22 protein-coding genes are annotated in these 26,174 nt (G+C 66.6%); 7 read left to right on the top strand and 15 right to left on the bottom strand.

The window, feature by feature from the left end; translation table 11 throughout:
• Positions 1–198: 198 nt before the first annotated feature.
• Both GGR45_RS02155 and GGR45_RS02150 read left to right on the top strand, forming a co-directional pair.
• Positions 199–1,659: a sensor domain-containing diguanylate cyclase gene (locus GGR45_RS02155; protein WP_175313920.1), complete on the top strand. Its 1,461-nt coding sequence runs from the start codon at positions 199–201 to the stop codon at positions 1,657–1,659.
• Positions 1,660–1,700: 41 nt separating this feature from the next.
• Positions 1,701–3,872 (top strand): primosomal protein N', encoded by a 2,172-nt coding sequence (locus GGR45_RS02150; protein ID WP_175313911.1) that lies wholly within the window; start codon positions 1,701–1,703, stop codon positions 3,870–3,872.
• 309 nt (positions 3,873–4,181) lie between these two features.
• Here the strand turns inward: GGR45_RS02150 and GGR45_RS02145 are convergent, their stop codons facing one another.
• The 7 genes from GGR45_RS02145 to GGR45_RS02115 form a co-directional block, all read right to left on the bottom strand.
• On the bottom strand, positions 4,182–4,433 hold the full coding sequence (locus GGR45_RS02145; protein WP_007405041.1) for an ATP synthase F1 subunit epsilon: 252 nt from the start codon (positions 4,431–4,433) through the stop codon (positions 4,182–4,184).
• 1 nt (position 4,434) lies between these two features.
• Positions 4,435–4,617 carry an eL24 family ribosomal protein gene (locus GGR45_RS02140; protein WP_175313909.1) on the bottom strand — a complete coding sequence of 61 codons (183 nt, stop codon included), beginning with the start codon at positions 4,615–4,617 and terminating at the stop codon, positions 4,435–4,437.
• Complete coding sequence (gene atpD / locus GGR45_RS02135; protein WP_175313906.1) at positions 4,617–6,089, bottom strand: F0F1 ATP synthase subunit beta; 1,473 nt, start codon at positions 6,087–6,089, stop codon at positions 4,617–4,619. The genes GGR45_RS02140 and atpD overlap by 1 nt, the downstream gene beginning before the upstream one ends.
• Positions 6,089–6,670: a hypothetical protein gene (locus GGR45_RS02130; protein ID WP_175313904.1), complete on the bottom strand. Its 582-nt coding sequence runs from the start codon at positions 6,668–6,670 to the stop codon at positions 6,089–6,091. The genes atpD and GGR45_RS02130 overlap by 1 nt, the downstream gene beginning before the upstream one ends.
• Positions 6,670–7,545, bottom strand: coding sequence for a F0F1 ATP synthase subunit gamma (locus tag GGR45_RS02125; RefSeq protein ID WP_175313902.1), 876 nt, complete (start codon positions 7,543–7,545; stop codon positions 6,670–6,672). The genes GGR45_RS02130 and GGR45_RS02125 overlap by 1 nt, the downstream gene beginning before the upstream one ends.
• A gap of 126 nt (positions 7,546–7,671) precedes the next feature.
• Positions 7,672–9,201, bottom strand: a complete 1,530-nt coding sequence (gene atpA, locus GGR45_RS02120) for a F0F1 ATP synthase subunit alpha (RefSeq protein WP_175313901.1) — start codon at positions 9,199–9,201, stop codon at positions 7,672–7,674.
• 7 nt (positions 9,202–9,208) lie between these two features.
• Entirely contained in the window at positions 9,209–9,778 is a 570-nt protein-coding gene (locus tag GGR45_RS02115) for a F0F1 ATP synthase subunit delta (RefSeq protein WP_175314197.1), read from the bottom strand.
• A gap of 195 nt (positions 9,779–9,973) precedes the next feature.
• On the opposite strand from GGR45_RS02115, the gene GGR45_RS02110 reads away from it, so the two are divergent.
• Complete coding sequence (locus tag GGR45_RS02110; protein WP_419789986.1) at positions 9,974–10,843, top strand: bifunctional transcriptional activator/DNA repair enzyme AdaA; 870 nt, start codon at positions 9,974–9,976, stop codon at positions 10,841–10,843.
• 7 nt (positions 10,844–10,850) lie between these two features.
• Here GGR45_RS02110 and GGR45_RS02105 read toward each other — a convergent pair whose 3' ends face one another.
• Complete coding sequence (locus tag GGR45_RS02105) at positions 10,851–12,407, bottom strand: hypothetical protein (RefSeq protein WP_246357993.1); 1,557 nt, start codon at positions 12,405–12,407, stop codon at positions 10,851–10,853.
• Between the two features lie 87 nt (positions 12,408–12,494).
• The gene (locus tag GGR45_RS02100) at positions 12,495–14,084 is read right to left on the bottom strand and encodes a S1C family serine protease (RefSeq protein ID WP_343051136.1); all 1,590 of its coding nucleotides are present in this window, start codon (positions 14,082–14,084) and stop codon (positions 12,495–12,497) included.
• A gap of 52 nt (positions 14,085–14,136) precedes the next feature.
• Here GGR45_RS02100 and GGR45_RS02095 point away from each other — a divergent pair, with 52 nt between their 5' ends.
• Positions 14,137–15,663, top strand: a complete 1,527-nt coding sequence (locus GGR45_RS02095; RefSeq protein WP_175313899.1) for a TadA family conjugal transfer-associated ATPase — start codon at positions 14,137–14,139, stop codon at positions 15,661–15,663.
• A 4-nt stretch (positions 15,664–15,667) separates the two neighbouring features.
• On the opposite strand, the gene GGR45_RS02090 is transcribed toward GGR45_RS02095, so the two are convergent.
• Entirely contained in the window at positions 15,668–16,084 is a 417-nt protein-coding gene (locus GGR45_RS02090; protein WP_175313897.1) for a hypothetical protein, read from the bottom strand.
• Entirely contained in the window at positions 16,054–16,743 is a 690-nt protein-coding gene (locus tag GGR45_RS02085) for a SatD family protein (RefSeq protein ID WP_217498124.1), read from the bottom strand. Before GGR45_RS02085 ends, GGR45_RS02090 begins: the two co-directional genes overlap by 31 nt.
• A gap of 180 nt (positions 16,744–16,923) precedes the next feature.
• Between GGR45_RS02085 and GGR45_RS02080 the strand changes: the two genes are divergently transcribed.
• Positions 16,924–18,165, top strand: coding sequence for a retropepsin-like aspartic protease (locus tag GGR45_RS02080; protein ID WP_246358017.1), 1,242 nt, complete (start codon positions 16,924–16,926; stop codon positions 18,163–18,165).
• Here GGR45_RS02080 and GGR45_RS02075 read toward each other — a convergent pair.
• The 4 genes from GGR45_RS02075 to GGR45_RS02060 form a co-directional block, all read right to left on the bottom strand.
• Positions 18,159–18,410, bottom strand: a complete 252-nt coding sequence (locus GGR45_RS02075) for a 3TM-type holin (RefSeq protein ID WP_175313895.1) — start codon at positions 18,408–18,410, stop codon at positions 18,159–18,161. The two genes, GGR45_RS02080 and GGR45_RS02075, sit on opposite strands and share 7 nt — an antisense overlap.
• Positions 18,407–18,964 carry a glycoside hydrolase family 108 protein gene (locus tag GGR45_RS02070; RefSeq protein ID WP_175313893.1) on the bottom strand — a complete coding sequence of 186 codons (558 nt, stop codon included), beginning with the start codon at positions 18,962–18,964 and terminating at the stop codon, positions 18,407–18,409. The genes GGR45_RS02075 and GGR45_RS02070 overlap by 4 nt, the downstream gene beginning before the upstream one ends.
• A 195-nt stretch (positions 18,965–19,159) precedes the next feature.
• Entirely contained in the window at positions 19,160–20,059 is a 900-nt protein-coding gene (locus tag GGR45_RS02065) for an ROK family protein (RefSeq protein WP_175313891.1), read from the bottom strand.
• Between the two features lie 95 nt (positions 20,060–20,154).
• A complete protein-coding gene (locus tag GGR45_RS02060; protein ID WP_246357992.1) occupies positions 20,155–20,589 on the bottom strand; it encodes a MerC domain-containing protein in 435 nt (144 codons plus the stop codon).
• A gap of 140 nt (positions 20,590–20,729) precedes the next feature.
• On the opposite strand from GGR45_RS02060, the gene GGR45_RS02055 reads away from it, so the two are divergent.
• Positions 20,730–23,852, top strand: a complete 3,123-nt coding sequence (locus GGR45_RS02055; protein ID WP_246357991.1) for a glycoside hydrolase family 2 TIM barrel-domain containing protein — start codon at positions 20,730–20,732, stop codon at positions 23,850–23,852.
• The gene (locus GGR45_RS02050; RefSeq protein ID WP_175313890.1) at positions 23,849–26,116 is read left to right on the top strand and encodes a S9 family peptidase; all 2,268 of its coding nucleotides are present in this window, start codon (positions 23,849–23,851) and stop codon (positions 26,114–26,116) included. Before GGR45_RS02055 ends, GGR45_RS02050 begins: the two co-directional genes overlap by 4 nt.
• The last annotated feature ends 58 nt before the right edge of the window (positions 26,117–26,174 follow it).

Here is a 26,174-nt window from a genome sequence, read left to right as displayed (position 1 = left end):
TCGAACTCCGTGGTCCAAGGGCTACAGCGCTTTGGGATACCCGGGCGTGACCAGAATGTGACAAATGCGTCATCCACCTCGTCTCCGGTTCGGCCGGTCGTGTTCCGCCAGCCAGCGCGAACAAAAAGCCGCACAAATACTTATACTTCCGGCCATCTTTAAGGTTCTGATAACTCTTTTCGCTATGATCCGCACATCATGAAGGCAGCCCCTTTCACCGTCCCCGCGCCGTTTGACGAGGAGCGTCGCCTCGCCACGCTCCAGGCCCATGCCCTGCTCGACAGCGAGCCGGAAGCGGAGTTCGATGCGCTCGTTTCACTGGCCGCCGACATGCTCGGCTGTCCGCTCGCGGCGCTGACGCTGGCGGACCGGGACAGATTCTGGGTCAAGTCGGCGATCGGCGCCCTGCCCCGACAGATGCCGCGGGCGACCGCCTTTTGCGACTATACCATCCAGTCCAGCGATGTGACCGTCGTTCCCGACCTCAGCCGCGACCCGCGTTTCGCGGTCAATCCCTTTGTCGTGGGCGAGGCGGGAACACGCTTCTATGCCGGGATGCCGATCCGCGTACCCGACCTGGACGGATCGCCTCAGGCAATCGGATCGCTATGCGTCATGGATGCGTCCCCCCGTTCGTTGAGCCCGGCGGGGGAGCAGACCCTGCGACATCTGGCGCGACTGGCCGAGGCGCTGATCGCCGCGCGCGCGATCGCCCGGCGGGCCAACACCATGGCGGAGCTCAGCGAACATCAGGCCGCCGATCTGCGTGCCAAGGAGCGCACCGTCCGCCAGGTCGAGCGGCTGGCGATGATGGGGTCGTGGCGGATCACCCTGGCCGACGGCCAGGCCATGTGGTCCGAGGGCGTGTATCGGATTCACGAACTGCCCGCAGGCCAGGATTTCACGATCGAACAAGGCCTGTCTTATTACCCCCCCGCTGCGCGCGAGGTACTGCGCAAGACGATGGGGCAGACGGTGCGAACCGGCGATCCGTTCGATATCGAACTGGATTTCGTCACCGCGCTGGGGCGCAAGCGGCGCGTCCGCGTGATGGGCGAGCGCGAGATGCTGGATGGCGAGCCGCACGGCCTGGTGGGCATGTTCCAGGATGTAACCGAGCGTCACGCGCTGGAAACCCAGCTGCGCCGCAATGCCGACACCGACGCGCTGACATTGTTGTCCAACCGCGCGGCATTCGACCGGGCGCTGGAAGCCGCGATCGCGGATTCCGCAAAGAGCGCCGAGCCGCTGGGCTTGGTCCTGATCGATCTGGACGGCTTCAAGCTCATCAACGATACGCTGGGCCATCCCGCGGGGGACGAGGTGCTGCGCATCGTCGGCCAGCGGCTGCGATCCGACTGGCTGGACGGCAGCTTCGTCGCGCGGCTGGGCGGGGACGAATTCGGAGTGATCGTCCGCGACGCGGCGCTGCTTGCCGATGCCAATGCCTTGCGCATCCGAATCGAGAGATTGCTGACCATCACCATCACGATCGACGGATTGACCATGAGCTGCGCCGGGACGGTATGCGTGACGCTGCGCCCCGATGATTGTCATACCAACCGCGATTTCATGCATCACGCCGACAGCCGCCTCTACGGCGCCAAGCGCGACCGGGTCGGCGAACGGCGACGCGGCGACCGGCGGCGGGCGAGCTAAGCCCCTTTCCTCTCCGACGTACCGCCCCATATAGCGGGGGCATGTCTTCGCGCGCCCGCGTCCTCGTCCTGAACTCCGCGCTCGGCCCCCTCGATTACCGCGTGCCCCAGGGTATGACGGTCGAGCCGGGGTCGATCGTCGTAGCGCCGCTCGGTCCCCGCCAGTTGCTCGGCGTGGTGTGGGAACCCGAGCGGATGCCGTCGGATGCCGAGGTGGGCGACAATCGCCTGCGCCCGCTGCTGGGCGTAGCCGACGCGCCGCCTCTACCCGCGCCCTTGCGCCGGTTGATCGAGTGGACGGCGGATTATTATCTCGCCCCGCCAGCGGCCGTGGTGCGCATGGCGCTGTCCTCCACCTCCGCGCTGGAGGGCACACGGACCGTGACCGAGTACCGCGTCACCGGCCATGTCCCCGACCGCCTGACCCCACAGCGTGCCCAGGCGCTGGAGCGGATCGGCGACCGGCAGGGGTTGATCCGCGAGCTGGCGACGATGGCCGATGTCTCCGACGCGGTGATCCGGGGTCTCGTCAAGAACGGCGCGATCGAGGGGGTCGAAGTCGACATCGACAGCCCCTTCCCCCTGCCCGATCCGAACCACCACCGTCCCGACCTGTCCGAGGATCAGCGCGCGGCGGCGGACACGCTGGTCACGGGGGTCACCGCCCATGTCTTTCAGCCGGTGCTGCTCGACGGCGTGACGGGGTCGGGCAAGACCGAAGTCTATTTCGAGGCGGTGGCGCAGGCGATCGCCGAAGGCCGGCAGGTTTTGGTCCTGCTCCCGGAAATTGCGCTGACCGAGCCGTTCCTCAAACGCTTCCACGATCGTTTCGGCTGCGAACCCGTGGCGTGGCACTCGGGACTGCGCTCCTCGCAGCGGCGCCGCGCTTGGCGCGCAATCGCGAGCGGCCAGGGACTGGTGACGGTCGGCGCACGCTCCGCGCTGTTCCTGCCCTATGCCAATCTCGGCCTGATCGTCGTCGACGAGGCGCATGAAACGAGCTTCAAGCAGGAAGACGGCGTCCATTACCACGCGCGCGACGTGGCGGTGATGCGGGGCAAGTTCGAGCCGTGCCCGGTGATCCTCGCCTCCGCCACGCCCGCCATCGAAACCCGGCAGCAGGTGGCGCTGGGCCGCTACACCGAGGTCAAGCTGCCCGGCCGCTTCGGCCCCGCGCAGATGCCGACGATCGAGGCGATCGACCTGATCCAGAACCCGCCCGAGCGGGGCCGCTGGATCGCGCCGAAACTCGTGGCGGCGATGAAGGAGACGTTGGAGAAGCGCGAACAGTCGCTGCTCTATCTGAACCGGCGCGGCTATGCCCCGCTGACACTGTGCCGGACGTGCGGGCACCGGTTCCAATGCCCCAATTGCACCGCCTGGATGGTCGAGCATCGGCTGGTGCGGCGGCTGGCCTGCCATCATTGCGGCCATGTCCTGCCCACCCCGCGTGCCTGCCCCGAATGCGACGGGGAGGATACGCTGGTCGCCTGTGGTCCCGGCGTCGAGCGCATCGCCGACGAGGCGACCGCGCTGTTCCCCGAAGCGAAGATCGCCGTTGTCACCTCCGACACCATCTGGTCCCCCGCCAAGGCCGCCGAGTTCGTCGGGCGGATGGAAGCCGGCGATATCGACATCGTTGTCGGCACGCAGCTTATCACCAAGGGCTATCACTTCCCCAACCTGACCCTGGTCGGCGTGATTGACGCGGACCTGGGGCTCGACGGCGGCGACCTGCGCGCGGCGGAGCGGACCTTCCAGCAGATCCGCCAGGTGTCGGGCCGCGCCGGGCGTGGCGCCAAGCCCGGCCTTGTCTTCATCCAGACGCACAGCCCCAAGGCACAGGTGATGCAGGCGCTGGTCACGGGCGATGCCGAGGCGTTCTATACGGCGGAAACCGAGGCGCGCCGGGATGCCGATGCGCCGCCCTTCGGCCGCTATGCCGCGATCATCGTGTCGTCCGAGGATCAGGGCGCGGCACAATCGGCTGCGGGCATGATTGCGCGGGCGGCGCCCAAGGTGGACGGTATGCACGTCTTCGGCCCCGCACCTGCGCCGCTGGCGATGCTGCGCGGGCGCCACCGGTTCCGGCTGCTCGTCCATGCCCGGCGCGCGCTGGCGGTGCAGGACGTGATCCGCGAATGGCTCGGCGGGGTCGAATGGTCCGCCAAGGTGCGCGTCGCGGTAGATGTCGACCCGTACAGCTTTTTGTGAGTGCTGCTTTCTTCCCCCCTCCCGCAGGCGGGAGGGGTCGGGGGAGGGCATGGGGTCTCACTGAGACCATCGCCTGTGGCTTTCCCTCCCCCATCCCCTCCCGCCTGCGGGAGGGGCGTGCTTGGGGCTGACGGCTCCCCTTTGCCTTCGACTTCGCTCAGGCTGAATGGCACGCGGGAAAGAGGGGTAGGCCCACCCCCCGCTCAGCCTGAGCGAAGTCGAAGGCCACGCCCCGCCCCTGCCCACAAACGAAAACGGCCGCGGCTTCCGCCACGACCGTTTCACAACCCGGAAAAAAGCCGAACAGCCTTACCCCGCATGTTCCGCCAGAACGGTCAGGCCCTTCGGCCCCACCTCGGCGAAGCCGCCACGGATCTGGATCGATTCCGGCTCGCCCTTGTCGGTGCGATAGACCTGGATCGCGCCGTCGCGGATGGTCGACATGAAGGGTGCATGGCCCTCCAGCACGCCGAAATCGCCCTCGGTGCCGGGGACGACCACCATATGCACCTCCTCCGAGCGGAGGAGCTTTTCGGGGGTCACGAGTTCGAAGTGCAGCATGTCAGAGTCTCGTTTCAATCGCGCGGTCGAACGCGGTGATCGCCGCGTCGAACTTGTCCCGGCAACCAGGATTGCAGAAGCCGACCACCGCGCCGCGATAGACCGTCAAACCGTTGTCGCTGATCGGCTTGCCCGACCAGGGACAGACGTCATTCACGGCGTCCTCGCGGCGCAGCGCGGACATCAGGCCTCCTGGGCCAGCTTCTCGGCCTTGGCGACGGCTTCATCGATGCCGCCGACCATGTAGAAGGCCGCTTCCGGCAGATGGTCGTATTCGCCGTCGACCACCGCCTTGAACGAGCGGATCGTGTCTTCGATCTGGACGAACTTGCCCGAGATGCCGGTGAAGACTTCCGCGACGTGGAAGGGCTGCGACAGGAAGCGCTGGATCTTGCGGGCGCGCTGGACGGTCAGCTTGTCCTCTTCGGACAGCTCGTCCATGCCCAGGATCGCGATGATGTCCTGCAGCGCCTTGTAGCGCTGGAGCAGCGACTGAACGGCACGCGCCGTTTCATAATGCTCCTGGCCGACGATGCGCGGCTCCAGCACGCGGCTGGTCGAGTCGAGCGGGTCGACGGCCGGGTAGATGCCCAGCTCCGAGATGGCGCGGTTGAGCACGGTCGTCGCGTCCAGGTGGGCGAACGAGGTGGCCGGCGCCGGATCGGTCAAGTCGTCGGCAGGCACGTACACGGCCTGCACCGAGGTGATCGAGCCCTTGTTGGTCGAGGTGATGCGCTCCTGCAGCGCGCCCATGTCGGTCGACAGCGTCGGCTGATAGCCCACGGCCGACGGGATGCGGCCGAGCAGCGCCGACACTTCCGCACCCGCCTGGGTGAAGCGGAAGATGTTGTCGACGAAGAACAGCACGTCCTGGCCTTCCTGGTCGCGGAAATATTCCGCGATGGCGAGGCCCGACAGCGCGACGCGGGCGCGGGCGCCCGGCGGCTCGTTCATCTGGCCATAGACCAGCGCGACCTTCGAGCCCTCGCTGATCGCATTGCCCTCGGCGTCCTTGGCGATCACGCCCGCGTCGAGGAATTCGTGATACAGGTCGTTGCCCTCGCGGGTCCGCTCACCGACGCCCGCAAACACCGAGGTACCGCCATGGCCCTTGGCGATGTTGTTGATGAGTTCCTGGATGAGCACGGTCTTGCCGACGCCCGCGCCGCCGAACAGGCCGATCTTGCCGCCCTTGGCGTAGGGCGCGAGAAGGTCGATGACCTTGATGCCGGTGACCAGGATCGCGCTCTCGGTCGACTGCTCGATGAACTCGGGCGCCTTGGCGTGGATCGGTGCGCGCAGGTCGGTGGCGACCGGGCCGCGCTCGTCGATCGGCTCGCCGACGACGTTCAGGATGCGGCCGAGCGTCGCGGGGCCGACCGGAACTTGGATCTGGCTGCCGGTGTCGGTCACGGTCTGGCCGCGGGTCAGACCCTCGGTCGTGTCCATCGCGATCGTACGGACGGTGTTCTCGCCCAGATGCTGCGCGACTTCGAGCACCAGGCGGTTGCCGTTATTGTCCGTCTCCAGCGCCGACAGAATCGCGGGCAGGTTTTCGGGGAAGTAAACGTCGACGACCGCGCCGATGACCTGGGCGATCGTGCCGACATTGTTGGTGGCCGTGGTCGGCCGGATGTCCTCAGCGGCGGTTGCCATCATTGCTTCCTTGGTTCGGTAGAGCCCGACATAGCTTCGGGGCGGGTAAAGGTCACGACCAGACGGCGGCCACCGTCGATCTTGTCACGGGTAACACGGTAATCGGCGCCGGTCAGGTGGCCGGTGGTGGCGCTTTCGGTCTGGATCGCGGCCGTGACCGCATCCTTACCGTCCAGACCCAGCTGATCCATCGGCTTGGTGACCCAGCGGATGAACTGCGTCTTGGCGAACGGGCTGGTGTCGAGATTGACGAGGTCAAGCGAGAAGCGAATCTCGTTCAGCCGCTTCGCATCGCCCTCGACCATAAGATTGGCCATGTTGACCGGCGACACCGACGGATCGGCCATCGGCGTGGCTTGCGCGATCGCGCGATACTGGCCCCGGACGGGCGCGTAGCCGCTCATGCGAAAGCCCATCCGGTCGAGCAGGCTGACCGTCTCGGGCGCATTGCCGAATATGGTGGCCCAGCCGCCCTTCACGAACGGCGCGGGCGTTGTCTTGGGCGTCTCCTTCGGCTGGTCGGACGCCCGGCCGCATCCGGCCAGAGCGACCGTCAGGCCCAATAGGAGCACGAGACGCATCAGAGCGCCTCGGCGCCCGAGATGATCTCGACCAGCTCGGTGGTGATCGCGGCCTGGCGTGTGCGGTTATACTGGATCGACAGGCGGCGGATCATGTCGCCCGCATTGCGCGTGGCATTGTCCATCGCGTTCATCTGCGAGCCGTAGAAACCGGCCTGATTTTCCAGCAGCGCGCGGAAGATCTGCACGGCGACATTGCGCGGCAGCAATGCTTCGAGAATGTCCTCCTCGCTCGGCTCGAACTCGGCGACCGCCTCGATCGACGCTTCGTCCTTGCTGGGCGCGGGCATCGGCACCGGGATCAGCTGCTGCGAGACCGGGTCCTGCACCAGCGCCGAGACGAACTTCGAGTAGAACAGGTGCGCCACATCGAACTCGCCGCGCTCGAACCGCGCGATCAGGTCGTCGGCGATGGTGCGCGCGTCGTCGAACTTGGGCGCCTTGATCGCGCTCATGTCGTGATCGGCGAGGATCGCGTTCGGGAAGAAGCGCTTCAGCACGCGTCCCTTCTTACCCGCAATGTAGAATTTCACCGTCTTGCCCTGGGCGTGAAGCTCTTCGGCCTTGCGGCGCGCGGCGCGGACGATGTTCGTGTTGAACGCCCCCGCCAGACCACGCTCCGAGGTGGCGACGACCAGCAACTGGACATCGTCCTTGCCGGTGCCCGCGAGCAGCGGCGACGCACCGACGCCGCCCACGCGCGCGGCCATACCGGCCATCACCGCTTCGAGACGCTCGGCATAGGGACGACCGCCCTGCGCCGCTTCCTGCGCACGGCGCAGCTTGGCGGCGGCGACCATCTTCATCGCCTTGGTGATCTTCTGGGTCGACTTGACCGAGTTGATCCGGATTTTGAGGGCCTTGAGGCTCGCCATCTTCGTCCTTCTGCCTCCCTCTCCCCTCGAGGGAGAGGGTCGGGGTGAGGGTTTGCCACGGGCGGGGTCGCTTACGGCGCCCCCTCACCCAACCCTCTCCCACAAGGGGAGAGGGCTATGTCTGCTTTACGCGAAGATCTTCGCGAACTGGTCGAGCGCGGCCTTAAGCTTGCTCTTGGCCTCGTCACCCAGATCCTTGGTGTCGCGGATCATCGTCAGCACATCGGCGTGATCGTTGCGCAGGTAAGCCAGCATCGCCGCTTCGTAGCGGACGACCTGCGCCACCGGCACATTGTCGATATAGCCGTTGGTCCCTGCGAAGATCGACGCCGTCTGCTCCTCGAAGGGCAGCGGGTTGAACTGCGGTTGCTTGAGCAGCTCGGTCAGGCGCGCACCGCGATTCAGCAGCTTCTGCGTCGAGGCGTCGAGGTCCGAGCCGAACTGCGCGAAGGCGGCCATTTCGCGGTACTGGGCCAGCTCGAGCTTGATCGAGCCCGACACCTTCTTCATCGCCTTGGTCTGCGCGGCCGAGCCGACGCGGCTGACCGACAGGCCCACGTTGATCGCCGGGCGGATGCCCGCGAAGAACAGGTCGGTTTCGAGGAAGATCTGGCCGTCGGTGATCGAGATCACGTTGGTCGGAATGTACGCCGACACGTCGCCCGCTTGGGTCTCGATGATCGGCAGCGCGGTCAGCGAACCGGCGCCGTTGGCGTCGTTCATCTTGGCCGCACGCTCGAGCAGACGGCTGTGCAGATAGAAGACGTCGCCAGGGTACGCTTCACGGCCCGGCGGACGGCGCAGCAGCAGCGACATCTGGCGATAGGCGACGGCCTGCTTCGACAGATCGTCGAACACGATCAGCGCGTGCATCGCGTTGTCGCGGAAATACTCACCCATCGCGGTGCCGGTATAGGGCGCCAGGAACTGCAGCGGTGCAGGCTCCGAAGCGGTCGCGGCGACGACGATGGAATATTCCATCGCGCCATTCTCTTCGAGCGTCTTGACCAGCTGCGCCACGGTCGAGCGCTTCTGACCCACGGCGACGTAGATGCAGTAGAGCTTCTTCGACTCGTCGGTGCCGGCGTTGACCGTCTTCTGGTTGATGAAGGCGTCGATCGCGACGGCCGACTTGCCGGTCTGACGGTCGCCGATGATCAGCTCGCGCTGGCCGCGGCCGACCGGGACAAGGGCGTCGATCGCCTTCAGGCCGGTCTGGACCGGCTCATGCACGCCCTTGCGCGGGATGATGCCCGGCGCCTTCACCTCGACGCGGCGACGCTCGGTCGACTCGATCGGACCCTTGCCGTCGATCGGGTTGCCCAGGCCGTCCACGACGCGGCCCAGCAGGCCACGGCCGACCGGCACGTCGACGATGGTGCCGGTGCGCTTGACGGTGTCGCCTTCCTTGATCTCGGCATCCGAGCCGAAGATCACGACGCCGACATTGTCGGCTTCCAGGTTCAGGGCCATGCCCTGCACGCCATTGGCGAACTCGACCATCTCGCCCGCCTGGACATTGTCGAGGCCGTAGATGCGCGCGATGCCGTCACCGACGCTCAACACCTGGCCGGTCTCGCTGACCTGGGCCTCGGTGCCGAAATTGGCGATCTGGTCCTTGATGACCTTGGAGATTTCTGCGGCGCGGATATCCATGGGAACGTCAGCCTTTCATCGCGCTGGCGAGCGCATTCAAACGGGTGCGGGTCGAGCTATCGATCATCTGGGAACCGATGCGGACGACAAGCCCGCCGAGCAGGTCGGGATCGACCGACAGGTCGACCGACACTTCGCGGCCGACGCGGGTGCGCAGCTGCTGCTTCAACTCGGCGACCTGGGTCTCGGTCAGCGGGTGGGCGCTCGTCACTTCGGCCGCGACCTCGCCGCGATGGCGGCTGGCCAGCTGGCGAAAGGCACGGATGATCTGCGGCAGCGCCGAGAGGCGCCGATTCTCGGCGAGAACGCCGAGGAAATTCTTGGTCACCCCGTCCAGGCCCAGCGTGTCGGCGACCGCCAGGATCGCCTTGACCGCCTGGCCACGCGCCACGACCGGGCTCTTGGTCAGCGCGACCAGATCCTCATCGGCGGCCAGCGCATCGCGAAGGGTCACGAGGCTCGCCTCGATCGTGTCGATCGAACGGCTCTGTTCGGCCGTTTCAAAAAGCGCGAGCGCATAACGACCACCCAGGCTCGCCTGGATGCCGCCTGTGCCGCTTATAGTACCGCCGGACATCTCCACGGATGCGAATTCCTCGAACAACGAACGGGTTGGCCCCATGGGGAACGGGGCGCGAAAAACGCGCCTCCGATGGGTTGGCGGGCGGTTAGCATCGGGAACCTTTTGATGCAAGCTGCACGGCGCATCTTGTGACAGGTCAGTGACGCCAAAGTAACGGCTTTGGCCGCAAGCCGTGGGATGAAAGCCACAATGAATTTTGCCAGAACCGTCGTAATGATCGACATCGCGCCCGCCCCTGCCCTGCACGCCATTGACGAGGACGCCGCCTGGGAGGCGTTTCACGCTCGCGACCGCTCTGCCGATGGCCGGTTCGTCGTCGCGGTCAGGACGACCGGCATCTATTGTCGACCCAGTTGCGCGGCCCGGCGGCCCCGGCGCGAACATGTCCGCTTCCTGGACAGCCCGCAGGCGGCGCGGGCGGCCGGGTTTCGCGCCTGCCTGCGCTGCCTGCCCGATGCCGTGGCCCGCGACCGGCAGGCGGTGGCGGCCGCCATCGCCGCGATCGACGCGGCCGAGACCCCGCCCCCGCTCGACAGGCTGGCGGCGCAGGTCGGCTATGCCCCGCATCATTTCCACCGGCTGTTCAAACGCGCGACCGGGGTGACGCCCGCCGCCTATGCGCGAGCCCGCCGCACCGCCCGCGCGACGCAGGCGCTGGCCGCCGAACCGAGCGTCACCGCCGCGCTCTATGAGGCGGGCTATGCCGCGCCCAGCCGCTTCTATGCGGATAGCGACCAACGGCTGGGCATGGCGCCGGGACAATGGCGACGCGGCGGCGAGGGGGTCAGCATCGTCTGGACCGTCGCCCCCTCGTCGATGGGGCCTCTTTTGGTGGCCATGACCGAACGGGGCCTCGCGCGGGTCGCGTTCGAGGATGACGAACGAGCGCTGAGCCAGTCTCTGCCCGCCGCCGAGCTTCGCCCAGCGGACACGCCCACACGCGACCGCATCGCCCGGATCGTCACCGCCACCGAAGCCCCCGACCCGCTACTCGCCGAACCCGCACGGCGGCTCTCCTTTATCGAGGCGGTGTCGCGGGCACTGCTGGACGCGGGCTGACCAGACGCTAGTCCTTCTTTTCGCCCGCCGACGCAGCCGCCAGCGCCGCCTTCACCGCGTCCTGATTGCCGCTGTCGAGCAGCGCCAGCAGCGCCGCCGCCGGATTGTCGGGCGGCATGTGCGGATCATAAGCGAGCGGGCGGAGCGTGCGTTTGGCCTGATCGATCTGACCAGCCGAAATCTGCTGGCTCGCCAGCATGAAGCGCAGCCCCTTGTCCTGCGGCACCAGCTCGAAGGCACGCTCCAGCCCCTTCACCGCCGATTCGCGAGGACGCTCGTCCGCCAGACGGAAGCTGCTGTAAAAGACCGCCAGCGGCTCGGCGGCATTCGGATCGGCGCGGTTGGCGCGAACGATCCAGCTGCGTGCCTCGGCCCAGCGCGCCGGGTCCTTGCTCTTGTCGCCGGCGACGCGACGCAGATGGAGCATGCCCTTGTAAAGCAGGGCCTGCTGCAGATCGGGTTTCACCGCCAGCGCCCGGTCAACCGCCGCCTCGGCCGCCTGATCCTGTCCCGCGTCATAGGCCATTTCGGCGAACCAGCCCTGCGCGACCGCGTCCTGGGGATAGGCCGCCGCTGCGGCCGAGGCGCGGGCATAGACCTCACCCGCCGTCTTACGGTCGACGCCGCGATCCGACTGCATCCGGAACGGGATCATCGCTTGTTCGCCCGGGCTCAGCACCCGCACCGACACCTCGACCTTGGGCAGCCGGTCGAACCGGACCAGAAGGCCGGGAATCTTGCTCTGACCCAGATAGCGCCCCAGGTCGCGGTCGAGCTGTTTCAACGATCCGAACGCTTCGTTACCCGCCTCGATGCTGGGTTTGCCCTCATTGAGCAAAGTCAGATAGCGAGCGAAATTCGCCGCCCGCGTGGCATCGAACCTCAGATAATGGGTCAGCAACCAACCCCGGCCATAGACCTGTTCGGTCTCCATATCGCTCAGCTTGCGCCGCGAGGAATCGAACAGTGTCTCGATCGGCAGCTTGGCCGCATCGAGCAGACCATAGGCGCGGTGCTGGGCGGCGACGCCGAGCATGATCCCTTCGCGCTCGAACCGCGCGGTGCCGACGAACTCGGCCGCCCCTTCGGAATACCAGGCGGGATAGGCGATCTGAAAATTGCCGAGCAGGAAATGATGGGCATATTCGTGGAACAGCACCTGTTGCGGCTGAAGCGCATTGGGGCCTTCATCCTCGCCCCGCATCGGCGTGAACGCGACCGAGCCGGAGACGCGGCCGTCATAAAAACCCGCAATATGGTCCCCGCCCTTGCCATAGAGGCGCCGCACCGCCGCTACGGTCGGCAGGACATAGACTGTGACGGGGTTGCTCTCCTGCCCGTCGACCTCGGGCTTGTGATAGAGATAGCGGATCGCGCCGTCGAACTGTTCGAGGCGCGTCGCCATGGTGCGGATCGCGTCGTCGGACATGTTGCCATAGAGGACAAAATGCTTCGCCCGGGCCTCGCGCCATTCCGCCTGGGCTGGTGCCGCCGCCAGCCAGCCTGCACATGCCATCATCGCGGCCGCCATCCAGCGACGGGCGCGTCTTCCCCCCTTGGTCATCTCCGGCCCTCCCAAGCCGCATCAGTCAGGCTGGCTATGTCGTCGAAACGATGGCGGGGACGCAAGCCCCCCCGGCCTTCTTGGCGATCAGCGGCCCGAACGGCAGCTATAGACCAGCTTCTCATTGGGCAGCGGCGGCAGCTGCTGGCGAATCTGGGCCTGTTCGCCCTCCAGATTCTGCAGCGCCTTGTCGGTCTTGACGCAAGCCGTCGGCGTGCTGGGCTGGTGCAGCTTGCGGATCGCGTCCATCGTCGCGGCGGGCAGCATGTAGCGGGTCTGGGTATAGGTGCGCGTGACCGGATCGAAGCGGGCGACGGTCACGGTCGGCTCCTCCTCGGGCACGATGATCCGTTGCCATCCCCCCTCGCCCTCCAGATACTGGACGCGGCCATCGGCACAGCCATTGGCGCCCCAGTCCAGCCGCGCCTCGGCGGTGGATGAGACGGTGATCCGGCTGCGATCAGGGATCAGGGTGCAGATCATCGGGCCGATCGCCGTGCCGGGTGCGCCGACGCCGGAGGGCGTAGCACCCATGGCCGTAGCCAGCGTCTCGCGCGGCAACTGAATCTCGGCCGAGGGGCGCAGCAGGAAGACGACCACCGCCGCGACGATCGCGGCCCCGCCCGCCGACACGGTCCAGATCGCCGCCCGTCGCGATCCGCGCGATTCGAGCAGCCCGGCCGCGCCGACCGCCAGCGCGCCGCCGACAAGCAGCAGCGCGGCTACCGCCATCACATTCTCGCGCAGCCGCTCCGCCTGCTCCCGCGCGGCGTTCAGCGCTTCTTCGCGACGCAGGGCGGCGACATTGGCGGCCTCGCGCTTGGCGGCGGCGGCATCGGCGATGGCGCGCGCATCCGCCGCGCTATCCTCGCGCAGCCGCTCCTCGATCGAGGTGCAGGGGACGCCGACCGAAGCATAGGGCTGCTTTGCCTCGCGCAGGAACGCCATCAGCTCGGTATCGGCGATCGCGAAGCCGAAGGTCGAATCGCCGTCATCGGCGCGGGTCAGCGCCGAATTGACCCCGATCACCCGCCCGCACGGATCGAGCAGCGGCCCGCCCGAATTGCCCCGCGCGATGCTGGCGGTGTGGAGCAGCACCTCGATGCCCGTCAGCGCGCGGCGGCCCGAGGCGACGCCCTGCGACCGGACGGGCGAGAGCGGGCGGATATAGTCCGCCGCCGACTGCGCCGTCGCCAGATCGACATTGCCCGGATAGCCCAGCGCGATGACCTGATCCCCCTCGGTCACCGGGCCGGTGAACAGCGCGACGGGCGGCAGCTTCGCCTCGCTCACCTCGATCAGCGCCAGGTCGCGGCGCGCGTCATAGGCGATGACCCGGCCCTGATAGGATTTGCTGCCCTCCGACGGCACGACGCCGATCACGACATTGTCGGGATAGCGCTCGGCCAGTTCGACGACATGCGCGTTGGTGACGATGCGGTTGGGCGCGACCGCGAATCCCGAGCCATGGCCGAATCCGGCCACCTGGTCGTCGACCATGGCGATGGTGACGACCCGCACCACCCCACGCGCGGTCGCGGCGATGTCGTCCGCCCCGGCCAGCGCGGGCGACAGTCCGACCAGGGTCAGGAGGACGGCAAGGACGAACCGGCTGAGCATCGGGACAGGGCCATATCCCGCCCTTTCCATCGCCTGCAACCGGGATCGGTTAGGCATATGGTAAATCTTGGCATTTAGGGAATGGCCGAATGCCATGGGGAATGTCGCGATGAGTGCGTTCGGTCGCCGTCAGGGTTTGGGAAGCGCGGGCGGAGGTCGCCCGGCCTTTGGCGTCGCGCGCCCGATGCACGGCCCCGGCCCCATCACCCGCCCCGACTCCGATTCGCCCGCCCCCGGCGGCGGCTCGCAATTCCCGCCGCTGAATGCGCTGGAAGGCGCGATCGCCGCGCCCGGCACCGCCGCCGATGCGATGCAGCGACTGGCCGAACGTCAGGCCGCTTCGGTCGATCCGACCCCGGCGCGCGGCGAGGGCTTCGAGGCGTCGATCCACCGGATCAAGGAACAGGTCCTCCCCCGCCTGCTCGAACGAGTCGACCCGGAAGCCGCCGCGACGCTGGGCAAGGACGAGCTGGCCGAGGAATTCCGCCCGATCATCGGCGAGGTGCTGGCCGAGCTGAAGCTGACGCTCAACCGGCGCGAACAGTTCGCGCTGGAAAAGGTGCTGGTCGACGAGCTGCTGGGGCTGGGGCCGCTCGAGGAACTGCTGGCCGACACCGATATCACCGACATCATGGTCAATGGCCCCGAGCAGACCTATGTCGAGCGCAAGGGCAAGCTGGAGCTGGCGAATATCCGCTTCCGCGACGAGGAGCATCTGTTCCAGGTCGCGCAGCGCATCGTCAACTCGGTCGGCCGACGCGTCGACCAGACCACGCCGCTGGCCGATGCCCGCCTGAAGGACGGCAGCCGCGTCAACGTGATCGTGCCGCCGCTGAGCTTGCGCGGCACCGCCATCTCGATCCGCAAATTCTCCGCCAAGCCGATCACGCTCGACATGATGGCGAACGGCGGATCGATGAGCCAGGACATGGCGACGCTGCTCAAGATCGCGGGCGCGTCGCGGTTCAATATCGTGATCTCGGGCGGCACCGGCTCGGGCAAGACGACGATGCTGAATGCGCTGTCCAAGATGATCGACCCGGGCGAGCGCGTGCTGACCATCGAGGATGCGGCCGAACTTCGCCTGCAACAGCCGCACTGGCTGCCGCTGGAAACCCGCCCCGCCAATCTGGAAGGCCAAGGCGAGATCAGCATCCGCGACCTCGTGAAGAACGCGCTGCGTATGCGGCCCGACCGGATCATCCTGGGCGAAATCCGCGGGTCGGAGTGTTTCGACCTGCTGGCCGCCATGAACACCGGCCATGACGGGTCGATGTGCACGCTCCACTCCAATTCCCCGCGTGAGGCACTGGCCCGCATGGAGAATATGGTGATGATGTCCGACATCAAGGTGCCCAAGGAAGCGATCAGCCGCCAGATCGCCGACTCGGTCGACATGGTCGTCCAGGTCAAGCGCCTGCGCGACGGCAGCCGCCGCGTGACCAACATCACCGAGGTGATCGGCATGGAAGGCCCGGTGATCGTGACGCAGGAGCTGTTCGCCTTCGAGTATCTGGACGAAGGCACCGACGGCAAGATCATCGGCGAATATCGCTCGGCGGGCCTGCGCCCCTATACTCTCGACAAGGCCAAGCAGTTCGGCTTCGACAAGGCGCTGCTGGAGGCGTGCCTGTAGGGGATCAGTCCTTCCTGGCCTCGATCCTCATCCATTGGTCGGCGTGCTTCCGAACGTCGCCGCCGACCTTATGGTCATAGGCCAGCCAGGCGCTGGTCACGAGCATCGTCCAGAAGATGCTGAACAGCGAGCCGACGAGGAAATATTCGGCAAAGGCGCGTTCATCCATGTCTTTGAACCGCGCCACCGTCTTGAGCGCGATGACGGCGGCCAGGATTTCCCAGCTATGCGCGATGATCCCGACCGCCAGGATCAGCCGTTCGAAAGCTCCGATCCAGCGCCCCGCGCTATGGACCGGAGTCGGCAGATGCGCGATCGAATCCTTCAGCCCGGTCAGGCTGAAAATACCCCGGCATATTTCATTGCCCAGCCAGATCAGCGCGATCAGCGCTACGCCGGTGTAAAGGAATATGTGCACCATGTATCGGCCCCCGGCAGGTCATGGCGCTTATCGAGTTCGATCAGCGCCGCTCGCACCGCATCCCATTGCGTCGTGTAGAGATCATAGTCGCCCGCGCTCCGTACCTTGTAAACATTCTGAACGCCGACGCCGCGCGCGCTGGCCACATCGGCGACCGAGGCCCCGTCCAGCAGGTGGATGATGTCCTCCCGCTGCGCCTTCGACCAACCGCGCTCGATCGCGGTCAGGCTCGCGCCGATGGCCTCGAGCATGGTTTCCAGAAGCGGGTCCTGAGACAGGGAAAAGCGATAGCGACTAGGCGCACGCTTCTCGCCCAGCCGTTCGCGCGCGGCGGCAAAGCCCGGCCCCATCATGTTCCAGGCGCGTTCGGTATTGATCGGGGTCTTCAGGTCGACCATGCCGATGACGAACCGGCAATCGATGTCCTGGCGCAGCAGGTCGAAACGAATCTGCCGCGCCGTCCATGCGGCGGCGACCAGCGACGTCAGCAGCCCCTGAAACTCATCCCCCAGGGTGATGGTCAACGGCGACATCATTTCGGCGGCAAGGGCCGCATTCTGCCGCTCGATCGCCGCATTGAACGCGGCGTGAAGCTGTTCGGGATCGGCATAGCCCTCGCTATCGACCAGATCGCCCATCAGAACAGCGTAATAAGACATCGGCCGTATTTTCACCCCATATCGTTCACCCGAAAACGGGCTAATTCTTTCTTTAACCCAAAAATGGGCTAATTTCAATATTAGCCCAAAAAGCGGCTAATCAAATGAGCACGCGCTTTACGAAAGATCACCGTCATCACCTCGCGCGCAGCCTCCGGTTCGGCTAGGCATTGGGGTGTGATGCGTCCGCTGCTCTATTTCGCCCCCATTCCCTTGTTGTTGACCGCCGCGATGATGGTCCCGTCGCCCCCCCGCGAGCCCAAGGCGGCGCCCGTGCAGGAGGATGTCGCCGCCGCCGCCGCGCGCGATCCGGGGGTCTCGACGCTCTCCCCCGATGCGGAAGCGCGCTGGATTCCGTTCCAGCTGACACCGGGCAACCAGATCCGCTTTGCCATGACCATCGACGGGCAAAAGGTGAGCGCAATCCTCGACACCGGGGTCAGCTTCACGCTGCTCTCGCAAAGCTCACCGGTCGCCGCCAAGGCCAAGGTGCGGCCCGGCGGGCAGGCCAGCGCGATCGGCGGGGCGGTGGCGATCGGGTGGATGCCGACCCGCGCTTTGTCGCTCGGCGGGCTGACCCGCAAGGGCGGCGGGGTGGTGGTCGCACCGCTGCCCGCCTTGGCGACGGGGGAAGCGACGCCGGTCGACCTTCTGGTCGGACGCGATCTGCTCGCCCCGCACGCGCTCGACATCGATTATGCCGCCAAGCGATTTCGCCTGATCCCGTCGGGGCGGATGCCCTTTACCGGCGCCACCGCGCCGCTGACCGTCTCGGCCGAGCGGCGGGTTTATGAAAGCATGGTCGGGCTGGGCGCGGCCAAGCTGTCACCGATCATCGTCGATACCGGCGACGGCTCCGCACTGACCGTCACCCAGGCGGGCTGGCGCGCGGCCCGACTGACCACGCTGCCGACCACCACCGCGATCGGCTTCGGGCTGGCGGGGCCATCGGTCAACGAGCTGGCGATCGCGCCGAGCGTGCGGCTGGGCAATCTGACCGCGCATGAGGTGGAGGTCCGCATCGAGCCGCCACAGGGCTTCAGTGAGTCGGTGGGCGCGGCCGGGCGGATCGGTTCGGGCCTTCTGCAACGCTACCGCGTGCTGCTCGACCCCGGCGCGGGGCGGATGATCCTGAAGCCCGGCCCCCATGCCGATAGCCCCGCCCAACGATCGACCGCCGGGCTGTTGATGGGCGTGGCCGGCGACCGGCTGCGCGTGCTGCACGTCATGCGCGGCGGCCCGGCGGCGGCGAGCGGCTGGCGCGAGGGCGACACGATCTGCGCCATCGACGGGCAGCCGATCCCGCGCGACTATGTCGACAGTCCGCTCGCCCGCTGGACGGTGGGCAGGCCGGGAACGGTCGTGGCCTTGCGGACCTGCGACGGACAGGATCGGGTGCTGACGCTCAAGCAATTCTACTGACGCCGCTTTCCCCATTCGCGTGCGACCGTATAGCCCAGATAGCCCGTGCCGAAGAGCGCGTAGAGCGGCTCCGGGATAGCGGCAAGATATTGCGCCATGCCGCGCACCATCGCCGCCGCCATGGCCGGCCGAAGCCCTGCGAGCAGCCCCATGGGAATGCTCCACAGCAGCAGGGCATACATGACGTAGAGAAAGGTCGGTCGCGCCCGGCGGGTCCAGGCATCTGCGCTATCCTCGCCGCTCATGACAGCCGGTCCGCTAGCCAGCCATACAGGAACGCCTCATTGGCAGGGCGGTGCTCGGCCAAAGCGAGATAGCGTTCGCCTTGAAGCGCCTCGATCGCCTTGAGCAGCACGACCTCCCCTGCGGCACCCCGATGGCGCAGGAAGGCGTCGAGCGCGGCCAGCGTCGCCGCGCCGATCCGCCCGTCCACCGCAAGATCGGGATAGTCGCGAGCCCCGCGATTGAGCGCATTGAGCGCACGTTGCAAAAAGGCGCTCGCGACGTTCGGCCCCATATTGACGCCGGTGTCGAACAGCTCCTCCGCCAGCCGTGGTGCGCGGGCGGCCACCCGGTCGAGGCCGGGCGCGGCCCAGTAGCGCTGGCGATAGATGGCCTCTGCCCGGGCCAGCGGCAGGCGGCGCATCGGCCCCGCATAGCCATCGGCCCGCGCCACCGCCTCGGTGATCCCGAACCGGGTCGCGCCGCCGCGATCGGCGGGATGGTCGCTATAATTCCCCTCGCGCGCGATGACCTGCGCGATCAGCGCATCGACGCGCGCTTCGTCCCCCTGCCCCATGATGCTCTCCCCCGGTTGCGGGAAAGGAGGAACCATATCGGTTCGCTGTAGGACAGCGCTTTTTAGCATTCCTCCCCTGCAAGGGGAGGGGGACCAGCGAAGCTGGTGGAGGGGTGTCCCGCTATCGAGAGGGCGACACCCCTCCGTCAGGCTACGCCTGCCACCTCCCCTTGCAGGGGAGGAATAGAATGGCCGTCAGTCCAATACCGTCCGCGCGAGCGCCAGCGTGCCGAGCGGCCCGGCCTGGTCTCCCAGCTGCGCATGGACGATCCGGTTCGCGATCTCGGCTGCGTTGACGAAGGGCAGATAGCCCGACAGCTTTTCGACCGTCGCGGCACGCACCATGTCGAGCAGCTGCGGCTGGCCCACGCCCACGCCGCCGCCGATCACGATGCGCCCGCACGCCAACGTCAGGAACAACCCGGCAAAGCTTTCCGCCAGCGCATCCGCGACGAAGGTCCAGGCGGGATCGTCCGCTGCCAGTTCCTGCGCCGGACGGCCGACGCGCGCCGCGATGCCCGGCCCCGCGACCAGCCCTTCCAGACAATCGCCATGGAACGGGCAGGCGCCCGCGAAATCGTCGCCCGCCACGCGGCGGACGCGGACATGGCCCGCCTCCGGGTGCATCCGGCCCGACACCGGCTGGCCGTTGACGATGATACCCATGCCGACGCCGGTGCCGACCGTGACATAGACATGGTCGGACAGGCCGCGCGCCGCGCCCCACTGCCCCTCGGCCAGCGCCGCGCCGGTCACGTCGGTATGGATCGCGACCCGCTCGCCAAAGCCCTCAGCCAGCGCGCCCGCCACGTCGGCCCCCGCCCAGCCGGGCTTGGGGGTGGCAAGCATATGGCCATAGTCCATGCCCGTCTTGTCGAGCGCAATGGGGCCGAAGCTACCGATGCCCAGCGCCTCGGGCTTATATTGCTCACGCCACTCGGCCAGTCGCTGGCGCAGCGCGGCGAGGGTCACGGCCGGACTCGTCGTCGGCAGACGTTCGGACACCAGGATGTCGCGTCCCCGACCGATCAATACAATCGATTTCGTACCGCCCAGCTCGACTCCTGCAACGATCCGATCCTCAGCCTCGGCCATTCCTGTCTCCGCCCCTCTTTTCGGGATATCTCGAACCTCGCGACTGCGCGAAACGGCCTGTCCGGGTCAAGGGCGGGGGTGGAAAAAGCCCCGATTCACCAGGCAGCAAGATTCGCCATATGGCGTGCCTGGACGTTACGGACATGCGCCAGCGCGAGGAAGAGGCCGCCCGCCACGGTCAGGCCGGTGCCCAGCGTTCGCCCCTCATAGCCCAATCCGGTCATGAGCAGCGCCAGCCCGACCGCTCCGATTGCGACTGGCGCGACCGCTCCATGCCGCCGCCATCCCGCGATCAGCGTCCCACCACTCAGCGGAACGGCGATGGCGAGCATGATGATGTGGAACAGCTCGCCACCATCAGCCCAGGCGACCAGCGCGGGCAGAAAGGCGATCGCAACGGGCAGGACCAGACAATGAATCAGGCACAACATCGAGGCGGAAATGGCGAGCCCATCGAGCCGCCATTCGCGCATCGCAGGGGGCGGTGCGACGCCGATAGCCTCCGCTTTGGCCGTGTTGCTGTCGATCATCCGTCATTACCTTATCGCTGACCCCCACACACTCATATGTAACTTTATATCATAATATTCAACCTTTCGCCGACACAGCCTCTTTAAACTGTATTCCGTATAATCTACGCTGCGCCGTAAAGCGAAAGAGGATGAAAGATATGGCGAGCACCCGGCTGTTGATATGCGCTGGCCTGTCCGCGCTGATCGCAGGACAAGCCCTGGCGCAGACGGCGGCCGAGACGGCAGACCGCCCCGACTGGGAAAATCCGGCGGTCAATCATATCGGCGCGGAGCCGATGCACTCCACTTTCGCCGGGTTCGAAACGCGCGCCGCCGCACTGGCGGGCGATGTCGCCAAGTCGCGCGATCACCTCTCGCTCGACGGGATGTGGAAGGTGCATATGTCGCCCAATCCCGAGGCGCGACCGATCGGCTTCGAGGACCCCGCCCGCGACATATCCACGTGGACGGAGGTGAAGGTCCCCGGCATCCTGCAGGCGCAGGGGCTGAGCCGCCCCGTCTTTGTCGGCAGCGGCTATCCTTTCCCTCGCAATGCGCCCTTTATCGAGCACCGGCTGAACGAGGTTGCTTCGTACCGCCGCGATTTCACCGTTCCCGCCCATTTTGCCGGGCGGCGTCTGCTGCTGAACGTCGGGGCGGCGGGCGCGGCCTATTATCTGTGGGTCAACGGCCAGAAGATCGGCTATTCGGAGGACTCCAAGCTCCCCACCGAATTCGACATCAGCCACGCTGCCAAGCCCGGCAAGAACGTCATCGCGATCGAACTCTATCGTCACTCGGATGGCAGCTATCTCGAGGATCAGGATTTCTGGCGGGTCAACGGGATCGAGCGGTCGATCACTCTTTATGCCGCGCCGCGGACTCATATTCGCGACCTCGCCATCGATGCCGGATTGACCCATGACTATCGCGACGGCACGCTGTCGGCTGAGGTCGACCTGGCGGGCGCGGCACAGGCGACCAGCCTCCGCGCGACGCTGCTCGACGGCAAGAGGGTGGTCCTGACCCGCACCGCCATGCCGACCGGCACCAGCGCGACGATCACGGCGGAGGTTCCAGGCGTAAAAACTTGGAGCGCCGAGGATCCCAACCTCTACACGCTACTGGTCGAACTGCTCGATTCGAAGGGCAAGCTGATCGAGGCGACCAGCCGCCGCATCGGCTTCCGTACCGTCGAGGTGGCGGGCGGCGAGGTGCGGGTGAATGGCAAGCGCATCATGATCCGCGGCGTCAACCGGCACGAGCATGACCCGCACAGCTTCCGCATCGTGTCCGAGGAAACGATGCGCAAGGATATCGAACTGATGAAGGCCGCCAACATCAACGCGGTCCGCACCTCGCATTATCCCAATGATCCGCGCTGGTACGACCTGGCCGACGAGTACGGCCTGTACGTGATGGACGAGGCCAATATCGAGAGCCATGGCTATCTAAGCCTTACCCAAGAGAAGGGCGACCCGACCCTGAACCTGGGCCACAAGCCCGAATGGGCCGCCGCGCATCTCGACCGGGTGCAGCGCATGGTCGAGCGCGACCGCAACCACCCCTCAGTCATCTTCTGGTCGCTGGGCAATGAAAGCGGTGTCGGGCCGAATTTCGAGGCGGCGGCGAAATGGGTCCGCGCGCATGACAAGACCCGGCTTATCAACTTCCTGGGCTATAGCATGAGTGGATGGCGGCACCCGACCAATTCGTACGTCGATATCTTCGCGCCCATGTATGACGATGTCGAGAAGCTGACCGATTACGCCCAGCGCCCCGAATTCACCCAGCCGCTGATCCTGTGCGAATATGCCCATGCGATGGGCAACAGCCTGGGCGACTTCCAGGGCTATTGGGACACCTTCCGCAAATATCCCAAGCTGCAGGGTGGCTTCGTCTGGGACTGGGTCGACCAGACGATGATCCTGAAGGACAAGCAGGGTCGCCCCTATTGGGGTCAGGGCCTCGACTATGATCCCGATCCCAAGGATGCCGGGCTGCACGGCGACGACAGCCCGGTCGGCGACGGCGTGATCCAGTCCGACCGCACCCCCGACCCGGAATATTATGAGATGGCGCATGTCCAGTCGCCGATCACCTTCACGCAAGCAGGCGGCGGCTGGCAGGTGGTCAACCGCCACGACCATATCGACCTGTCACGTTTTACGCTGGACTGGACCGTGCTGGAGAATGGCGTCGAAACCGCGCGCGGCAGCATCGCGGCGCCTTCGGTCGCGGCCGGGCAGACCGCGCCGCTGTCCTTCACCCTGCCCCCGGCCAAGGATGCTACGGCCGAGCGCTCGCTGATCCTGCGCGCGCGGACCAGGGCGGGCGCGATCCCACCGCTGCCTGCGGGGCATGTCGTCGGCTGGGAACAGTTCGCGCTGTCCGCCCCCGTCTTCGTCGCTGCCCCGGCCGGATCAGTCGCGCCGGAGGAAAGCGCCGATGCGATGACGCTGAAGGCCGGGAACGCCGTGCTGGAGATCGATCGGACCACCGGCCTCGTCCGCCGCTATGCCCGTGACGGCAAGACGCTGCTGACCGGCGGCGCGCCCAACTTTACCCGCGCGCCGACCGACAATGACGTCGGCGCGGGCGTGCCCAAGAGCCATGCGGTGTGGCAGACCTTTTCCGACCATCGTCGCCTCGACGCGATCCGACAACAGGGCAACGCCATTGTCGTCGATCACGACATGGGCGTGGGTTCGGTAAAGATGCAGACCCGTTGGACCATGGCCCCGGACGGCGCGGCAACCGCGACCGTGCGCTTTACGCCGCTACGCATGACACTGCCCGATCCGCTGCGCATCGGCCTCGCCTTCGCGACGCCGGGGCAGCAATTCACGCAAGTAAGCTGGTTCGGGCGCGGTCCCTGGGAAAGCTATGCCGACCGCAAGACCGGCGCGATGATCGCCCGCTGGGACGGCAAGCTGGCCGACCAGTATCACGACTATGCCCGGCCGCAGGAGAGCGGCAACAAGACCGATGTCCGCTGGATCCAGCTGACCGGCACCGGCACGGGTCTTCGTGTGAAGGGCGCGCAACCCTTGTCGGTCAACGCCCTGCCCTTCCCGTACAGCGACCTGGCGATGAAGCCGCCCGCGCAGGCGCACAGCTCGGACATCTATCCGCATGGCGACGGCACGCTGCTGATCGACGCCGCGCAGGCCGGGGTGGGCGGCGATACCGGCTGGAACCTCGATGGCCGCGCGCACATGCCTTACCGCATCGCGCTCCAGCCGCTGACCTATAGTTTTACCATCGGAGCGGCGCGTTGAAGAGACTGTTCACCCTTGCCCTGTTGCTGACCGCCACGCCGGTCGCGGCGCAGTCGGTGCCGGACCGGATCGCAAAGTCGCTTGCCCTTCGCGAGCAATGGCAGTGGCTCACCCGCGACATTGCCTCTCCGGCCGAATGGGATGCCGACGGACGGCATTTCCATTATCGCAAGACGGTGGCGGGCGGTTTCGCCTTTGTCGATGTCGACGCCGCGACTCGCGCCAAGGCCCCCGCCTTCGACGCGGTCGCGCTCGCGCCTGCGTTGACCAAAGTGATGGGCAGGGCCGTGGAACCACTCCGCCTGCCCTTCGACCATTTCAGTTATACGCCCGACCGCTCCGCGATCCGCTTCACCATCGGCTATGAGGACGGCGTCACCTACGCTTGCGTCCTGGCGCAACCGGCGTGCCGGATAGTTCCGCGAGAGAATCCCAGCCGCCCGCGTGGCTTCGGCGTGGTCCGCGACCTGCGGGTTCCCGCCGATAACCACCCCCGCCTATCGCCCGACGGCAGGCTGGAGGCGCTGGTCCTCGACGACAATCTGGTCGTTCGCGGGGCGGGTGGCGGCAAGGAAGTCTGGCGCAGCCAGGACGGGACGCCAGGCGATTTCTACGACCCCGAAACCATCGCCTGGAGCCCGGACGGCCAGCATATCGCGCTCCAGCGCGTTCGCCCCGGCTATGCCCGCATGGTCACGCGCGTCCTTGCCGCCCCGCCGGGCAAGGTCCAACCCGAGGTCGTCCAGCAACTCTATCCCAAGCCGGGCGACACGGTGGATGAGGAAGCGCCCGTCCTCTTCCGAGTCGCGGACGGGAAGCGCACCGAGATCAACCCGAGCCTGTTCGCGAATGCCTATACCCTGTCCGCCCCCGAATGGCGCGCCGACAGCAAGAGCTTCGCGTTCGACGACCTGAAACGCGGTTTCGGCGAGGCCAGGATCATCGCGGTCGACGCCGATACCGGCCGCGCGCACGCCGCCGTCACCGAGACGGCGAAGACCTTCGTCTTCCGCGACCGCATCTGGTCGCATGACGTGAAGGGGCTGGGCCGCGAAATCCTTTGGGCATCCGAGCGGGACGGCTGGCGACACCTCTACCTAATCGACGGCGCGACCGGCCGCGCCCTCCGCCAGATCACCAAGGGCAACTGGCTGGTCCGCGACATTGCGAAGGTCGATGACGAAAAGCGCCAGATCTGGTTCTCGGCCAGCGGCTTCGTGCCCGGTGAGGACCCCTATTACAAACACTGGTTCCGGGTGGATTTCGACGGCCGCAACCTGACTCGTCTGACGCGGGAGAATGCGACGCACGAGGTCCGCTTCTCCCCCGACATGACGACCTATGTCGACGTCTTCTCGCGCACCGACAGCCCCGAGACGATGGAGCTCCACGACGCGCGTGACGGCAGCCTGATCCAGACGTTGGACAAGGGCGACATTACCGCGCTGACCGCCGCCGGCTTTCGCCCGCCCGAGCGCTTCACCGCAAAGGGGCGCGACGGCAAGACCGACATTTACGGCTTAGTTGTCCGTCCGCGCGACTATGATCCCGCCAAACGCTATCCCGTCATCGAGAATATCTACGCCGGACCGCACGACAGTTTCGTGCCCAAGGCGTTCTGGCCGTTCGGCGGCTTCTCCGGCGGCGACAAGGTCATGGGGATGCAGCAGCTCGCCGATCTGGGCTTTGTCGTGGTGATGATCGACGGCATGGGCACGGCGAACCGCTCGAAAGCCTTTCACGACGTCGCCTGGAAGAATCTGGCGGATAGCGGTTTTCCCGACCGAATCGCCTGGATGAAGGCGCTGGCGGCCAAGGACCCCGGCGTCGATATCACCCGCGTCGGTATCTATGGCGGCTCGGCGGGCGGACAAAGCACGCTCAATGCGCTGCTCTTCCACCCCGAATTCTACAAGGCCGGGGTCGCCTATGCCGGGTGTTTTGACAACCGGATGGACAAGATCGACTGGAACGAACAGTGGCTCGGCTATCCGGTCGACCAGAGCTATCCGGATGCCTCGGGCGTGGTCCATGCGCACCAGCTCCAGGGCAAGCTGATGCTGGTCGTCGGCGAGCAGGATTCGAACGTTGATCCCGCCAGCACGACTCAGGTGGTCGATGCGCTGATCAAGGCGGACAAGGATTTCGACCTGCTCGTCATCCCCGGCGGCGAACACACCGCCGGCCGCAGCACCGGGCCGGTCGCTTACGCGATGCGGCGGCAATATGCCTTCTTCCTGAAGGCGTTGCGCGGGGAGGAGTGATCCTCCCCGGCACGGGGAGGGGGACCACCGCGAAGCGGTGGTGGAGGGGGCGTGCCGC

The organism is Sphingomonas zeae, from assembly GCF_014197135.1.
Taxonomy (GTDB): Bacteria; Pseudomonadota; Alphaproteobacteria; order Sphingomonadales; family Sphingomonadaceae; genus Sphingomonas; species Sphingomonas zeae.
Note: the sequence above shows the minus strand (reverse complement) of the source record. Positions and strands in the feature narration are given on the sequence as shown.

Excerpts from the sequence above, each read along its gene's own strand:
- GGR45_RS02155 (WP_175313920.1), top strand. The coding sequence starts at position 199 with ATGAAGGCAGCCCCTTTCACCGTCCCCGCGCCGTTTGACGAGGAGCGT.
- GGR45_RS02150 (WP_175313911.1), top strand. The coding sequence starts at position 1,701 with ATGTCTTCGCGCGCCCGCGTCCTCGTCCTGAACTCCGCGCTCGGCCCC.
- GGR45_RS02145 (WP_007405041.1), bottom strand. The coding sequence starts at position 4,433 with ATGCTGCACTTCGAACTCGTGACCCCCGAAAAGCTCCTCCGCTCGGAG.
- GGR45_RS02140 (WP_175313909.1), bottom strand. The coding sequence starts at position 4,617 with ATGTCCGCGCTGCGCCGCGAGGACGCCGTGAATGACGTCTGTCCCTGG.
- atpD (WP_175313906.1), bottom strand. The coding sequence starts at position 6,089 with ATGGCAACCGCCGCTGAGGACATCCGGCCGACCACGGCCACCAACAAT.
- GGR45_RS02130 (WP_175313904.1), bottom strand. The coding sequence starts at position 6,670 with ATGCGTCTCGTGCTCCTATTGGGCCTGACGGTCGCTCTGGCCGGATGC.
- GGR45_RS02125 (WP_175313902.1), bottom strand. The coding sequence starts at position 7,545 with ATGGCGAGCCTCAAGGCCCTCAAAATCCGGATCAACTCGGTCAAGTCG.
- atpA (WP_175313901.1), bottom strand. The coding sequence starts at position 9,201 with ATGGATATCCGCGCCGCAGAAATCTCCAAGGTCATCAAGGACCAGATC.
- GGR45_RS02115 (WP_175314197.1), bottom strand. The coding sequence starts at position 9,778 with ATGTCCGGCGGTACTATAAGCGGCACAGGCGGCATCCAGGCGAGCCTG.
- GGR45_RS02110 (WP_419789986.1), top strand. The coding sequence starts at position 9,974 with ATGAATTTTGCCAGAACCGTCGTAATGATCGACATCGCGCCCGCCCCT.
- GGR45_RS02105 (WP_246357993.1), bottom strand. The coding sequence starts at position 12,407 with ATGACCAAGGGGGGAAGACGCGCCCGTCGCTGGATGGCGGCCGCGATG.
- GGR45_RS02100 (WP_343051136.1), bottom strand. The coding sequence starts at position 14,084 with ATGCCTAACCGATCCCGGTTGCAGGCGATGGAAAGGGCGGGATATGGC.
- GGR45_RS02095 (WP_175313899.1), top strand. The coding sequence starts at position 14,137 with ATGAGTGCGTTCGGTCGCCGTCAGGGTTTGGGAAGCGCGGGCGGAGGT.
- GGR45_RS02090 (WP_175313897.1), bottom strand. The coding sequence starts at position 16,084 with ATGGTGCACATATTCCTTTACACCGGCGTAGCGCTGATCGCGCTGATC.
- GGR45_RS02085 (WP_217498124.1), bottom strand. The coding sequence starts at position 16,743 with ATGTCTTATTACGCTGTTCTGATGGGCGATCTGGTCGATAGCGAGGGC.
- GGR45_RS02080 (WP_246358017.1), top strand. The coding sequence starts at position 16,924 with ATGCGTCCGCTGCTCTATTTCGCCCCCATTCCCTTGTTGTTGACCGCC.
- GGR45_RS02075 (WP_175313895.1), bottom strand. The coding sequence starts at position 18,410 with ATGAGCGGCGAGGATAGCGCAGATGCCTGGACCCGCCGGGCGCGACCG.
- GGR45_RS02070 (WP_175313893.1), bottom strand. The coding sequence starts at position 18,964 with ATGGGGCAGGGGGACGAAGCGCGCGTCGATGCGCTGATCGCGCAGGTC.
- GGR45_RS02065 (WP_175313891.1), bottom strand. The coding sequence starts at position 20,059 with ATGGCCGAGGCTGAGGATCGGATCGTTGCAGGAGTCGAGCTGGGCGGT.
- GGR45_RS02060 (WP_246357992.1), bottom strand. The coding sequence starts at position 20,589 with ATGATCGACAGCAACACGGCCAAAGCGGAGGCTATCGGCGTCGCACCG.
- GGR45_RS02055 (WP_246357991.1), top strand. The coding sequence starts at position 20,730 with ATGGCGAGCACCCGGCTGTTGATATGCGCTGGCCTGTCCGCGCTGATC.